We start from the raw sequence: 13,699 nt of genomic DNA on the forward strand, positions 1-13,699 counted from the left end.
TTGCCTCACAGCTTCAGTTTGGTCCCCGAAGGCGGCAACCTGCCTGCTACTCTAGCCAGCCTGTTACTTGACGATCAGGATGCTGGTGTTGGCGGGGCCGAAGGCCTCGACCAGCTGATAGAAGTCGGCCGCCGCATCGGGATGCAGCCGAACGCAGCCATGCGAAGCGGGACGGCCGAGATGGCTGATGGCATAGGTAGCGTGGACGGCGTAGCCGCCGCTGAAGAACACCGAATGCGGCATCGGCGCGTTGTCGTATTTCTTCGAATACCACATCTCATTCATACGGGTCGGCTTGAACGAACCGGTCGGCGTGATGTGCCTCCTGTCGCCAGTCGAGACCTTCCAGGTATAGGTCGGGCGACCGTCGACTGTGACTTCCATGATCTGCTGCGACAGCGAGACCTTGGCGACGATCTGGTTGGCGTGAGCGGCATTGCCGGCGCCGAAGAGCAGCGCAGCGCCCGTGAGCGCGGCTGCGGTGATGTTGATGAGCTTGGCGGAAATGGCGGTATGCATGACGATCCCTCTCTGGTTTTGCCGGCCGCGCCGGTCTCAATTCGATGGGGCTCTTATCGCGCCCGTCCGTTTCAGACCTATTTCGCTTGACGCTCGTTTCTGTTTCGAATTCGTTTCCATAAGCTGATGCTAGGTCGAGTCGGGCCTTCCGGGCGCCGGCGGTTCAAGCGCCGCACAATGAGCCTGGCTCAAAAACGAAAGTTCATTTCGCCAATAAATGAAAGACCGAAGCCGACTTTCGAAACCGAACTGCAACAAAGTGCAGCCACGGCGGCATGATCCGGATACAGGCCGGCGGCAGATTCGACGCAACGGGAACAGACATCTGCAAACGAAAATGGGCAGGAGATCGAAACTCCGCTCCTGGCTTCCCAGGATCAGCGTCGCAGTAATCGCGCTCGGCGGCGCCGGCCCGGTGGCCGGCAGGCCGGTGACGTCGCTGGCGGCGATGACGTCCGGCGAGGTTTCGGCGCTGCACATGGCTCTGTTCATCGCCACGGTCTGGATTGTCTCCAGCCTGCGCGCCCACCGGCTGAAGGCCCTCTGGCGGGTCGGCCTTCGGCTGATGAGGACGCGCGGCCCCTCCGGCTACTTGCTGCCGAGAGGACCGAAGGCCCGCGCCGCAGCGGGGGGCTCCGTCAGCGGCGCGGGCGCTTCGGGAGTTTCCTGAAGCGCCAACGATTTCGCGATTGGGATTTTAAGAGATGAAGACGAAATTTGCTGCCTCGGTGCTTTCGGCGCTGCTCTATGCTCAGGGCTTGCTCGGCTTCGCCGCGCTGGCGACGATGCTGCTCAAGGAGCGCGCCCACGCCGAGACAACTGGCGCCGACATTTTATCCGGCCCCTCCATCATCGTGGTGCGCTGAGCGTCAGGCGCCGGACCCAAAATGACCACCGCTTTGGGGAATCCGATGCGCAGAAGCCTCGCTAACTCGAATTTATTCATTGCGCGATGCTGGCGGATCGAAACGATAGCCGGCGCCCCTGATGGTGGTGATGGTCCCGGTGTCGAGCTTGCGGCGCAGCCGCACGATCCGCGAATCGATCGAACGGTCGAAGGCGTCCGCATTCTCGGCCGGGGCCGCGGCAATGATGTCGTCGCGCGTCAGCACCTTGCGCGGGCTCGCCAGGAACAGCTTCAGCAACGCCACCTGCCCCGGGGAGAGCTGATCCTCCGCACCCGAGCGATGCATGACCATGGCCGATCGCAGGTCGACGGTGGCGTTCTCCAGCACGATCAGCTCCCCGGCGGCCCTGCCGCGTCTCATCAGCAGGCCGCCGATGCGCGCGGCCAGCTCGCGCACGTTGAGCGGGCTCTCGATGACGTCGGCAGCACCGAGCTCGAGCGCCAGCACCTTGTCGACGAGATCGCGCGGCCGGCAGATCAGGATGAAATCGGGGCCGTCTTCGCCGCCCCCGCCCTGGCTGCTGTAACGCTTGAGCAGTTCCCGGCCCTCGGCCTGGGTGACCTCGTCGCCGACGACCACGACATCGATGCCGCCCACCGAGAGCAGCGTCTCGGCCTCCCAGGGCTGGCGCGCCTGGCGCACGTCATGCCCGCGCCGCTCGAGATGGTCGGCGAGATCGCCTGCCACCACCTCGGCGACGGACACAAGCGCAATGACGGATCGTGCGGCCATTTCTCCACCCCGCCACAGACAACTCGAGATGAGTGCTGGACATCATGTTTATACCCAATCTACTTTCCGCTGAAAGCGGGAGCGAGCGCGTCGTGAAGGCACGCATCATCGTCGTCGAGGACGAACCGGATCTGAGGGAGGCCGTGGCCGAGTATCTCGGCGCCAGCGGCTATGACGTCGTGACGGCCGGGAATGCCGTGGCGGCGCGCGCGCTGTTCGAAGCACAGCCCTTTCACCTCGCCATCCTCGACATCGCCATGCCCGGCGAGGACGGGCTGTCGCTCGGCCGCTGGCTACGTTCGAAAACGCAGATCGGCATCATCTATGCCACCGCCGCCGGCACCGCGCTCGACCGCATCGTCGGGCTGGAGCTCGGCGCCGACGATTACATCGTCAAGCCATACGAATTGCGCGAGGTGCTGGCGCGGGTGCGTAGCGTTTTGCGCCGCGTGCCGCAGCCGGCCGAGCCGCAAGCGGCGAAGGCCGAAGCCGGCAATCGGCGCTTCATGAAGTTCGGCGGCTTTCAGGCCGATTTCGACGGCAGGCTGGTCACGGCCGCCAATGGCGCGGTGATCGAGATGGCCAAGAGCGAGTTCGACGTGCTCGAGGTTTTCCTCACCCGCGCCAACCGGCTGCTGACGCGGGCGGCGATCTCTGAAGCCATCGGCTTCGTCGAGGATCCGGAATCCTCGCGCGCGGTCGATATCCGCATCATGCGGCTGCGAAAGAAGATCGAGGCCGACCCCGCCAATCCGAAATTCCTGCGCACGGTGCGCGGCGAAGGCTATATCTTCTCGCTGCCAAGCGGCGACGCGAGCTAGATCAGCTCCGGGAAAGTGTGAGTGGCTGGCTCGGCGGTTTCTCCGTAGCCTTCCGTCCGGAATTGCGTCAAAACAAAGCGATAGAGCGGTTCGTCGTTTCCGTACGAACGGAGGATGCTCTAAACGACCGACGCCCGGGCTTGGATGACCATGACTGCTGACGCAGCACGCACCGATACGCAAGGCTCGCGCCCGGGCGGCGCCGCTATGGCGGCGGTCCATGTCGTACGCCGCCTTCGTGAGGCAGGCGACTGGCAGCGGGAGATGGACGACATATTGGGGACGATGTGCCGCAAGATGGATTGCCAGCGCGGCATTCTCTTCCGGCTGCGTGAATTGCCGGGCGAAGGTTTCGCCCAGTCCGTCGCCGCCTATTGGATCGACCCGAATTTCGGCGGCGAGCTGGCCTCGCCCACGGTGATCATGCAGTCGATCATCAACTCGGATTCCTTGCTGGAGCGTCTGCAGGAAGACGAGAGGCAGGGTAAGATCTTCTCCGGTCACACGCGCGACCTGGAGGGTTTCCTGCGCGCCGATTTCGAGAAGCAGAGCATCAAGTCGTTCCTGTCCGTCTCCGTCTTCGCGCATGGCCACCTCTGGGGCACGCTGGCCATCAACGACTGCGTGGCCGAGCGCGAATGGACGGATGAGGAAGAGGCGACGCTGCACATCATCGCTCTGGCCATCGGCGACGCCATCGAGCGCTCGCCATCCGAGGCTCATGCCAGCGAAGTGATCCGCCGCACAATGCTGCAGGCCTCGCTCGACGCCATCATCGTCATCGACGAGACGGGTTCGATCATCGAGTTCAATCCGGCCGCCGAGAAGATGTTCGGCTTCCAGCGCAGCGCTATCCTCGGCAAGGACCTCCTCGATACCATCGTTCCGGTATATTACCGCAAGGGCTACGCCTCGGGTGCCGAATACATGGCCGGCCGCGGCGCGCCAATGGTCGGCCAGCGCCTGGAGACCGTCACCCAGAACGCCGCCGGCGAGATTTTCCCGATCGAGCTGACGGCGACGGAGATGCGCGTTGCCGACCGCCGCCTGATCTTCGGCTCGATCCGCGACCTGCGCGAAAAGCTGCAGGCCGAAGAGGAGATCAACCGTCAGCGCGAGAAGCTGCACCAGAACGAGAAGATGGCGGCGATGGGCTCGCTGCTCGCCGGGGTCTCGCACGAGCTCAACAACCCGCTGGCGGTGGTGGTGGCCCAGTCGACGCTGCTGCACGAATTCGCGGGCGACCCGCAGACCAAGGTGCGCGCCGAGAAGGTGCGCGCGGCCGCCGAGCGCTGCGGCCGCATCGTCAAGAGCTTCCTGTCGATGGTGCGGCTGCACCCGACCGAGCAGGCAGAGACCGATCTCAACCAGGTGATGCGCTCGGCGCTCGAGGTCACCGCTTATGGGGCGCGCTCCAGCGGCATCATCATCGACACCGATTTCGCCACCGGGCCGCTGCTTGCCATGGCCGACGCCGACCATATCACCCAGGTGGCGGCGAACTTCCTCATCAACAGCCAGCATGCGCTGGCCGGCGTCACCGGCGAGCGGCGCATCAAGGTGCGGACATTCCGCAACGAGCGCGGCAATCCGGGCTTCTCTGTCGAGGACAACGGTCCGGGCATTCCCGAGGCGATCCGCGCGCGCGTCTTCGAATCCTATTTCACCACCAAGCCGGTCGGGGTTGGTACCGGTATCGGCCTGTCGATCTCGAAGTCGATCGTCGAGCGCCACAACGGCAACATCTGGTTCGAGGAGGTCGAGCCGCAGGGTGCGCGCTTCGTCGTGCAATTGCCGGCGATTGCCGGCGGAGCCGCAAGCGCGGGTGAAGGGCCGGCGCGCTCGAGCGGGTTGCGCCATGCATTGATCATCGACGACGAGCCCGACGTCGCGGGCTCGCTTTCGGATATACTGGAGCTGATGGGGCTCAAGTCGCGCGTGGTGGCAAGCTGGACGTCCGCCGCCGATGTGCTCACGGGCCATATGCCGCCGGATATCGTCTTTTCCGACCTGCGCATGCCGGGCGTCAGCGGCATAGCCATCTACCGCGAGTTGCTCCCGCAGCAGCCCGCTCTGGCCAAGCGCTTCGTGCTGGTGACCGGCGACCTGATCGGGGCCAAGGCAGAGATCGAGGCGCTCCCGCCGTCGCAGCGCCCGCACATTCTGGAAAAGCCGTTCTCGACGCTCGATGTGCGCAGTGTGCTGTCGGCCGTCGCCGACGAAGCCGCAGCCAACAACGACGCCCACATCTAGCCGAGATAGCAGATGGGGCGTGGCCGACCTCGAGCTAGCACCGCCGCAGGATCTGCCGAGATTCGGGTCAAGCCGAGCCGAGAACGGTGTTTCGCGAGAACCGGAGCGGAGCGTACCTGTAGTACATGAGCACCGGAAGCGGAGGGAACCTGTAGTACATGAGCACCGGAAGCGGAGGGAACCTGCCATTCGCAGGCCGGCTTCACCTGAATACCGGTAGATCCGAAAAAAAGAGGCTCCCGACCGACTTATGCGGCGGGAGCCTGACTGGAGCGCAGGAGGGTGCGCTCAGGGGAGGTCTCAAAAAATGTTTGGCGTGTTGGTGAGCGGCGCGGCGTTGGCGATCATGCGCACCGCGCGTTCCCGGTGCTGGCCTGACTGCTCGGCGATGGCGCGCAGGCAATCGAGGCTCTCGGCGCCCCAGTTCTGGCCCTTGCAGGCAAAGTCGACTGCGGATTCCGGCAGGCGGGCGGTCTTGAGCGTGGTCTGCGCACCTTCCACGACATTGGCCGGTGGCTTGATCGACGCGAAGGCCGGACCGGAGGCGGGCGCGGTCAGCATGCCGACGAAGGCGCAGGCGCCAATCAGCATGAACATCGCCATTGGATGGTCGCTGGCTCGCTGCCGCAGCGCAAGCTTCGGCCGGCGGTCATTGCGCTCCGGGCCATGTACGCGGCGATTGGTATCGAGGGCATGAACTTTCGCAAACATCGGCTGTTCCCTTCGTTATCTTTCTTTTTGCTATGAAACGAACTTAATCGCACCAGGTAACGGTCGGATGATTGGCAGCGATTGCCTGTGTAACAGGATTGCAACAGACGCTGGAGGCGACAGCATTTACAAATTCGCGACACCCGTTCGACCGGCCATCGAAGCTGGTTGGCCGACATTGCGCCCACCGCGCACGGCCGACTGTAAGCGGCATCACACAGGGAACTGAATCGAGCGGATTCTGCCGCACGCCCGAACAGGCCCTCTTCGAGACCGCTGTGTCCGCTCGCAACAGCCGTTCCGCATACATCTGGACGCAGAAATCGCCGGTCAACTGGAAGTCGGTGCGCGACGTCGACAATGAAGGCTATCACGTCGCCATGGCGCATCCGGCGCTGCAGGACCTCTATGGCGCGACCTATTTCGACGAGCCTTTCGTCAACGGCGTGTCGCGCTCCTTCGCCACCTACAATCCGCATGCCGGGCGGCGCTGGAGCGTGCGCGAGTACATGAAGCTCGCGCCCGAGGCCACGCATCTGCCGGAGCATCTGCGCAAGGCCTGGATCTATTACGGCATCTTCCCCAACAACGCGCTGTCGATCATGCCGGAATCCGTCCAGTTCTATCAGGAGTTCCCGCTGTCCACCGGCGAAACGCTGCTGCGCGGCGCGATCTACCGCTACAAGGACGAGACCAGCGAACAGGCGGCGGCGCGCTACCTCGCTTATCGCATCGACCGCGACACAATGAACGAGGACGTGCAGCTCTCGGTCTGGTCGAACGAATCCATGCTGTCGGAGGCTTCTGAAGGCTTCTACTTGTAGGATTTGGAGTACGGCGTGCGCACCCACCACGACCATCTGCGCAGGCAGGTCCCGGTGCTGAACCTGGAGACGGCTCCGGAGGAAAAGGACATGCGGGGCCCGAATGACGCGCTACGGTCGAGGGGGTAGAACCCGTTCCTTTCCCTGTTCCACGGGTAGAAGGAAGAGCTACTCACCCCGCCAGACGCCCTCTTTCCTAAGATCATCCATCGTCCGCGAAATCCCTTCGCGCAGGATCGCCACCAGGTCGTCGACCTGCTCTTGGGTGATGATCAGCGGCGGCGACATCACGCACATGTTGATCAGTGGCCGCACCAGAAGGCCAAGCTCGTGGCAATGAGCGTCGATGCGCTTGCCGACATTCTTGTCGAGTTGCAGCGGATCCTTGCTTTCGCGATCGGCCACGCATTCGACACAAGCCATCAGGCCGAGGCCGCGCACCTCGCCGACCAGCGGCAGCTCTTCCAGCGTCTTCAGGCGCGCCTGGAAATAGGGCGCGATCTCGCGCGCGTGGGCGAGCACGCCCTCTTCCAGCAGGTCGAGATTCTTCAGCGCCACCGCGCAGCCGATCGGATGGCTGGTGTAGGTGAGTCCGTGGCCGAACAATGCGTCGGGATGATTGGAGCGGCGCAGCTCTTCCAGCAGCCGCTCGGAGATGATGACGCCGCCGAGCGGAAAATAGCCCGACGTGACACCCTTGGCGAAGGTGATCATGTCCGGATCGATGCCGAACACGTCGCCGGAGGCGAAGACATGGCCGAGCCGTCCGAAGCCGGTCACCACCTCGTCCGAGACATAGAGGATATCGTTCTCGCGGCAGATCTCGCGGATTCGCTTCAGATATCCGTCCGGCGGCACGATGACGCCGCCCGAAGCCTGAACCGGCTCGCCGACAAAGGCGCCGATGCGGTCGGCGCCGACGCGCGCGATGGTGTCACGGAACTGGTCGACCAGGAAGTCGGTGAAGGCTGCAACGCTCATGCTCTTCGGCCGGCGGAACGGATCGGGCGAGGACAGCTTGATTACGAGATCGCCGGCGCCATCCATCCAGTCGTGATCGCGCGGGCGGCCGTTGAGCGAAGCCGAGAGATAGGTCGAGCCGTGATAGGCACCGTTGCGGCTGAGGATCAGCTTTTTCTCCGGCCGACCGCGCACATTGTTATGGAACTGCATGAAGCGCAGCGCCGTCTCCACCGCCGACGAGCCGCCGGTAGTGAAGAAGGTGTGGCTGAGATCGCCGGGCGCCGCATCGGCAATGCGGCGTGCAAGCTCGGCCGAGGGCGCGTTCATCGTGTACCAGGGCGTGTTGTAAGAGAGCGCCATCGCCTGGTCGTACATGACCTTGGCCAGTTCCTCGCGGCGATGCCCCACATTGATGCACCACATGCCGGCGGGGCCGTCGATCAACCGCTTGCCGGAGGCGTCGGTGATGTAGATGCCGTCGCCCTCGCCGATCAGCGTGCGCGCCTCGGCGCCGACCGAGCCGGCATAGGGCCAGGGCTGGACGAGATGGCGTTTGGCGAGCTCGACCGCGTCGTCATCGGCGGGCCTGATGTGTTCGCTCGCCTTGATTTTGTTTTGAGCCGCCATTTTCGCCTCGTTATCACCGGGTTCCAGAAATCCTCCCACACATCAACCAGTGCGGAAAATCAGGGAAATCCGGCCCTTTGTCACTTCATTTTGAATGTTCGTTCAATCAATATCGCAGAAATAGCGCTTGATTTCAATCTGCCGATACCCTCATGATGAAGAAAGCTGCAAGCCAGGAGCGATCATGCTCCAGGCATAATTCGGGAACAGGCGGCCGGCGCTGCCAATGGGAACGCCGCATGGCGGGACAATCCGAGCCAGCTACCGAAATCACGCCCGGAGCGCTTCAATGACGATTGCCGCGGAAGGGTCGCCCCCGTTGCGCTTGGCGGGATCGAGACGAAGTCCCCATCTGCAATCGGAAGCCGTCCAGGGCTTTGCCCTGATCAGTCCTACCTTCGTCTACGCCCTTATTCTTCTCGTCCTGCCGATCCTGGTCGTCATCGCCCATTCCTTCTGGACGCAGAACTACCTCACCATCGACCACACCTTCACGCTGGAGAACTACCGGATCGCGGTGCCCGAGCCGATCTACCGCGACCTGCTCTGGCGCTCGCTCTACATCTCGCTGACGGTCAGCCTGCTGACGGTAGCGCTTGCCTACCCGATCGCCTATTTCATTTCATTCCACGGCGGCCGCCACAACAGTCTCTGGCTCTTCCTCATCACCATCCCGTTCTGGACGAGCTACCTGCTGCGCGTGATGTCGTGGAAGGTGATCCTCGGCTATAATGGCGTCTTGAATTCCGGCCTGATGGGCCTTGGCATCATCAGCGAGCCGTCGGATGCGCTGCTCTACAATTCCAACGCCGCCATCATCACGCTCACCCATGCCTGGGCGACCTTCGCCATCCATCTGATCGTCGAAATCCCAGGGCTGGAAAAGCCGCTCTGGGTCACCCAGACCAATGATTTCGGTGCCGACGACATTCCGGTCGGCGCGCCGATCCGCCTCGCCTACGACCCTGAAGCTCTGGTGGCGATGGCCGACTGAATCTTGCCTGCCGCGATTCGTCCCACGACGATCGCGCCTTCGACATAACCCGGGAACGACGGCGAGAGTTCAGAAGCGGCGAAATGGACAGGCGGCGCGCCGGAAAGGATCACACGCTCGGCATCGCGTGCGGTCACATCGATGATGAGATCGCTGTAGGCGCCGCCGCTCCAGCGATCATGCGTCCAGTCGCGCGCGCTGAAATCGACGATGTCGGCGGCCTGGGTGCCGAGCGCCTGGAGAAGCCTCGCGGTGATTTCCGCCTGCAGCGCCGCCTCGCCGAACTGATGCCAACGCAGCGCCAGCGGGCCGCCGACAAACACCACAAGCGCGGCGTGATCGGCATCCCTGCTGGCGTCGCAGGCAAACAGCCCCGGCTGGTCGCGCCACATCACCATGCCGCACAGGCCCCGCTCGCGCCAGAACGGCTTGGCGTAGCGCACCAGGATCTTGATCACCGCGCCGCTTTCCCAGACGCCGAGCGCGCTTGCGAGTTCCGCCGGCAAGGAGGGCGCGAAGTCAAGCTTGGCGGCCTTCGCAGGCGGCAGCGCGATCAGAACCTCACGCGCTTCGATCGTGGCCGCGCCGGTGCTGACGCGAACGCCTTGCGGGGTGCGCTCGACACGCGTCGCCGCTTGGTCCAGGCGCAGCCGGTCGCCGAGCCCGGCGGCCAGATCCTCGGCCAGCGATTGCATCGTGTCGCCCAGAAAATACTGCAGCTCGAACACCTCGTTGGTGATGCGGCGATCATTGTCGATCAGGTACCAGAGCGGCACCTTCTCCGCCGCCAGGCACCAAAGGCCCTCGACCAGCGAGCGGAAAGCAGCCTTGGCGTCGGCTTCGTCATGCTGGAGTTCCAGCCAATCGGCGACGGTCAGCCCGGCAATCGCCGGATCATCCGGATCGATCCGGTTCATGCGCTCGCGGATCGCCATCGAGACATGATAGGTCCGCTCCGCCCGCGCCGCCGTCATAGACGGATGGGTGATGAACTCGCCGTCGACATAGGTCTCGACGAAGGTCTTGCCGCGCCCCTTGGCCAGCGCCATCACTTCGGGCATGTCCACACACAGGAACTGGCCGCCGCTATCGATCAGCTCGCCGAGCCCATTGCGGACAGCCTCCACCCTGCCGCCGACGCGATCGCGCGCCTCAAGGACCAGGAAATCGATGCCCGCCCGCTTGAGCTCGAGCGCAGCGGACAGGCCGGTGAAGCCGGCGCCGACGATGACGACGTCGGTCTTTTCGATGGTGCTGGTCAATTGCCGGCCCTGGTCTTCTCGAATTCTGACAGAAAATAGGAAAATTCAAAGCCGATGGCGAGCCCGGCTGAAGTCACCAAAGGCTGATCTCGGCACCGACTCCCCCCTCACGACACGATACGAAGAGAGGTGCCTGCAGGCAGGCAGGGTCGATCGCTCCCAAGCGCCAGCGTCAACGTCAGGCGTCGGCTGGGTTTCTTCATGCTGTTCGATCCTCTTTTGGTTTTGCCGGTCTTGTTTGGCCGGCTGTTGCTAACCCCGATTTTGCTAGCCCCAGTTCTCGCTAGCCAAAGTGTTTCGGGAAGGCTGCGGCCAAAAACGCATTCGTAGCCTGCAATGCGGTCTCTCGCGTGGTGTCCTCCGTCCCCATCATCAGCCGCAGCCACAGGCCCTCAAGCATGGCGCTCAGCGCCAGCGCGATGGCCTGGGGGTCATAGCTGTAGCCGCCGCTTTCCTTGAGCGTCCTGCAGAGATCGATGAAGACCTGCTGGTAATAGGCGTCGCGCGAGCTGCTCAGCGCCTGGTAGGTCGGCCGCGACTTGGCTTCACCCCAGAAGGCGAGCCAGGCGGCGAGCTTGCGCTTGTTGCAGATCGAGCGGTCGAAATCGGCCCAGACCAGATACTGCAGCTGCCTGGCCGGATCGTCGCCCGCCTTCTGTAAGGCGGTGCGCCAATGCGCCGAATACTCGTCATACATATGCTGCAGCGTGGCGATAAGCAGCTTTTCCTTGCTCTCGAAGTGGAAGTTGACGATGCCCCGCGACAGGCCTGCGCCGTCGGCGACATCGGCCATCGTGGTTTCGGCATAGCCGCGCTTGGCCAGTGAATCGATCGTCGCCTCGATCAGCTGCAACCGCCTAACCTCTTTCGAGGCCTTGCGGCCGCGCTTTTCGGCATCGCCTTTTTGCGCCGCTTCGGAGAGAGCATCGCTCGCCTCGGTCTTCATGGGTGTGACGGTCTCCAGCATCGCCGGCTATCCAACCGGCTTCCAACCGCGCAGATGAGTGGGGCGGTGCTCGCCACTGTCAAGCACCTTCTGCATCGCCTCCCAGGTCCTGATGTTCTTGTCGACATAGGCCGCGCCGACCGCCGCCGCGGCCTGCGCGTAGAGCGACCCTTGAGCCGTGAAAGCTCTTCGCGCTCGACCTCGCGGTACCATGGATTGCGGTCGCGCACCGTGATGTCGGTGAGGCCGGCGCGCCGCATCGCTTCGGCATAACGCGCCGGCGAGGCCATGGCGAAAGAGAGCCCTTCGGCAGCTATATAAGCCTTCATCTCAGGCGACGGTTCGCCGTCATGCGCGATCATCCAGTTCGACGCGGCAAACACCCCGCCCAGCTTCAGCACACGGAAGATTTCAGCAAACAGCGAATCCTTGTCCGGCGCATGCAGAAGCGCGTCCTTGGAGAAAACGACATCGAAGGAGGCGTCGGCGAAAGGCAGCGGCCCCGGCGGCGCCTGGATGAAGCTGACGCGATCACCGAGGCCGTGCCTTATCGCTCCTTGCCTTGCCGCTTCGATTACCGGCTTTTCGACATCGAAACCGATGGCGCAAGCCGCGCCGTGCCTTGCCACCAGATGCAGCGTGATGCCGCCGGCGCCGCAGCCGATATCCAGGATCGTCTTGCCCTTGAGCAACAGGCCTTCGACGACTGGAAGGCCGGGCGCTGGTCGGCCGATCCCTTCCTCCACATGATGATCCCGACCACGCTCGACCCGACCATGGCCCCGCCGGGAAAGCACTTCATGAGCTGCTTCGTCCAATACGCGCCGCCCAAGATCGACGGGCGTGACTGGACCGATGCCGACCGCGACGGCTTCGCCGAAAGCGTGATTTCCCAGATCGCGCAATATTCGCCGGGCTTCCGCGACCGCATCGTCCACATGGAGGTGCGCACGCCGCGCGAGATCGAGGCCGAGGTCGGCCTCACCGAAGGCAACATTTTTCAGGGCGAGCTGACCTTCGACCAGCTGACCCGCATGGGTTACGCGCAGTAAGCGCGCTTCACCCTATGGTTCTTTCCAGCACGCTCAACCAGTTCCGATAAGCGATCTTCTCGATCAGCGCGCGCCCGAAACCGCGCACCGCGAGCGCATCGATCAACTTGGGCAGTCCGGCGACGTCGCCGATGGGGGCCGGGATCATGGCGCCATCGAAATCAGATCCCAGACCGACACCATCCTCGCCCAGCGCCTGCAGCAGCGAATCGATGTGGCGCACCATGATGTCGATGCTGGTGTCGGCGTTCATGCGGCCATCCTCGCGCAAGAATCCGGTGGCGAAGTTAAGGCCGACCATGCCACCCGATTCGCGGATCGCGCCGAGCTGCCAGTCGGTCAGGTTGCGCGAATGGCCGCAGATCGCATGCACATTAGAGTGGGTGGCGACCAGCGGCGCGTCGCTAAGCTCGGCCACGTCGCGAAAACCCTTCTCGTTGAGATGCGAGAGGTCGATCATGATCCTGAGCCGATTGCACGCCTTGACCAGCGCCTTGCCGGCATCGGTGAGGCCGGGTCCGGTGTCGGGCGAGGAGGGAAAACGGAACGGCACGCCGTTGCCGAAGGCGTTGGGACGGCTCCAGACGATACCCAGCGAACGCAGCCCGGCGGCGTACAGCACGTCGAGCATGGCAAGCCCGGGATCGATCGCCTCGACGCCTTCGATATGGAAAATGGCCGCGATCGAGCCCTTGGCCATAGCGTCGCGTACATCGCCGGCGCTGCGGCAGACGGTCAGCGCGCCGGCGCGCTCCAGCCTAAACAGGATCGAAGCCATGCCGATGGTGGAGGTGATTGCCTCGGCCTGCGGCAGCTCGGGCGGCAGCGGCTCGTTGTCGCTCGGCGCCGGCGGCACGGCGCTGCGTTTCGTCTTTTCGACCGGCGGCGGAAAGATCGCGAACATGCCACCCGCAAAGCCGCCCTTTCTGGCGCGTGGCAGGTCGATATGGCCGCCCGGCGTTCCCTCGATGAACAGCTTTTCGACATCGGCTTCCTTCGACTGATAAAGCCGCAGCAGCGTGTCGTTATGTCCGTCGAAAACGGGGATCAGGTCGGTATCGGTCATCAGGGAAGCCATTTCAATAAG

The 13,699-nt window shown here is 63.7% G+C and carries 12 protein-coding genes and 3 pseudogenes; 7 read left to right on the top strand and 8 right to left on the bottom strand.

Going from position 1 to position 13,699, the window contains the following annotated elements:
* Nucleotides 1-63: 63 nt before the first annotated feature.
* The gene (locus P9272_RS24395) at nucleotides 64-519 is read right to left on the bottom strand and encodes a L,D-transpeptidase (RefSeq protein WP_128258883.1); all 456 of its coding nucleotides are present in this window, start codon (nucleotides 517-519) and stop codon (nucleotides 64-66) included.
* A 337-nt stretch (nucleotides 520-856) separates the two neighbouring features.
* Here P9272_RS24395 and P9272_RS24400 point away from each other — a divergent pair, with 337 nt between their 5' ends.
* The gene (locus P9272_RS24400) at nucleotides 857-1,189 is read left to right on the top strand and encodes a hypothetical protein (protein WP_278162509.1); all 333 of its coding nucleotides are present in this window, start codon (nucleotides 857-859) and stop codon (nucleotides 1,187-1,189) included.
* A 34-nt stretch (nucleotides 1,190-1,223) separates the two neighbouring features.
* The gene (locus tag P9272_RS24405) at nucleotides 1,224-1,385 is read left to right on the top strand and encodes a hypothetical protein (protein ID WP_128258881.1); all 162 of its coding nucleotides are present in this window, start codon (nucleotides 1,224-1,226) and stop codon (nucleotides 1,383-1,385) included.
* Nucleotides 1,386-1,457: 72 nt separating this feature from the next.
* Here the strand turns inward: P9272_RS24405 and P9272_RS24410 are convergent, their stop codons facing one another.
* Entirely contained in the window at nucleotides 1,458-2,159 is a 702-nt protein-coding gene (locus P9272_RS24410; RefSeq protein ID WP_128258880.1) for a response regulator transcription factor, read from the bottom strand.
* Nucleotides 2,160-2,251: 92 nt separating this feature from the next.
* Between P9272_RS24410 and P9272_RS24415 the strand changes: the two genes are divergently transcribed.
* Together P9272_RS24415 and P9272_RS24420 are read left to right on the top strand one after the other, a co-directional pair.
* Entirely contained in the window at nucleotides 2,252-2,980 is a 729-nt protein-coding gene (locus P9272_RS24415; RefSeq protein ID WP_278162510.1) for a response regulator transcription factor, read from the top strand.
* Nucleotides 2,981-3,130: 150 nt separating this feature from the next.
* Nucleotides 3,131-5,233 carry an ATP-binding protein gene (locus P9272_RS24420; RefSeq protein ID WP_278162511.1) on the top strand — a complete coding sequence of 701 codons (2,103 nt, stop codon included), beginning with the start codon at nucleotides 3,131-3,133 and terminating at the stop codon, nucleotides 5,231-5,233.
* Between the two features lie 300 nt (nucleotides 5,234-5,533).
* Here P9272_RS24420 and P9272_RS24425 read toward each other — a convergent pair whose 3' ends face one another.
* Nucleotides 5,534-5,944 (bottom strand): hypothetical protein, encoded by a 411-nt coding sequence (locus P9272_RS24425; RefSeq protein ID WP_278162512.1) that lies wholly within the window; start codon nucleotides 5,942-5,944, stop codon nucleotides 5,534-5,536.
* A 308-nt stretch (nucleotides 5,945-6,252) separates the two neighbouring features.
* Between P9272_RS24425 and P9272_RS24430 the strand changes: the two are divergent.
* Nucleotides 6,253-6,897: pseudogene (locus P9272_RS24430) on the top strand (RHO alpha subunit C-terminal catalytic domain-containing protein); the annotation flags it as partial.
* Nucleotides 6,898-6,936: 39 nt separating this feature from the next.
* Here the strand turns inward: P9272_RS24430 and P9272_RS24435 are convergent.
* Complete coding sequence (locus P9272_RS24435; protein ID WP_278162513.1) at nucleotides 6,937-8,358, bottom strand: aminotransferase; 1,422 nt, start codon at nucleotides 8,356-8,358, stop codon at nucleotides 6,937-6,939.
* Nucleotides 8,359-8,647: 289 nt separating this feature from the next.
* Between P9272_RS24435 and P9272_RS24440 the strand changes: the two are divergent.
* Nucleotides 8,648-9,211 (top strand): annotated as a pseudogene (locus P9272_RS24440) (ABC transporter permease); the annotation flags it as partial.
* 104 nt (nucleotides 9,212-9,315) lie between these two features.
* Here P9272_RS24440 and P9272_RS24445 read toward each other — a convergent pair.
* The 3 genes from P9272_RS24445 to P9272_RS24455 all read right to left on the bottom strand — a co-directional run bounded on the left by P9272_RS24445 (nucleotide 9,316) and on the right by P9272_RS24455 (nucleotide 12,357).
* Complete coding sequence (locus P9272_RS24445; protein ID WP_278162515.1) at nucleotides 9,316-10,614, bottom strand: flavin monoamine oxidase family protein; 1,299 nt, start codon at nucleotides 10,612-10,614, stop codon at nucleotides 9,316-9,318.
* A 283-nt stretch (nucleotides 10,615-10,897) separates the two neighbouring features.
* A complete protein-coding gene (gene betI / locus P9272_RS24450) occupies nucleotides 10,898-11,581 on the bottom strand; it encodes a transcriptional regulator BetI (RefSeq protein WP_278162516.1) in 684 nt (227 codons plus the stop codon).
* Nucleotides 11,557-12,357: a class I SAM-dependent methyltransferase gene (locus tag P9272_RS24455; RefSeq protein WP_347404064.1), complete on the bottom strand. Its 801-nt coding sequence runs from the start codon at nucleotides 12,355-12,357 to the stop codon at nucleotides 11,557-11,559. The genes betI and P9272_RS24455 overlap by 25 nt, the downstream gene beginning before the upstream one ends.
* Here P9272_RS24455 and P9272_RS24460 point away from each other — a divergent pair.
* Nucleotides 12,250-12,588: pseudogene (locus tag P9272_RS24460) on the top strand (amine oxidase); the annotation flags it as partial. The gene P9272_RS24455 and the pseudogene P9272_RS24460 sit on opposite strands and share 108 nt — an antisense overlap.
* Before the next feature lie 31 nt (nucleotides 12,589-12,619).
* Here P9272_RS24460 and P9272_RS24465 read toward each other — a convergent pair.
* A complete protein-coding gene (locus tag P9272_RS24465; protein ID WP_278162519.1) occupies nucleotides 12,620-13,678 on the bottom strand; it encodes a dipeptidase in 1,059 nt (352 codons plus the stop codon).
* Between the last annotated feature and the right edge of the window lie 21 nt (nucleotides 13,679-13,699).

This window comes from Mesorhizobium sp. WSM4976 (assembly GCF_029625685.1).
Lineage (GTDB): Bacteria > Pseudomonadota > Alphaproteobacteria > Rhizobiales > Rhizobiaceae > Mesorhizobium.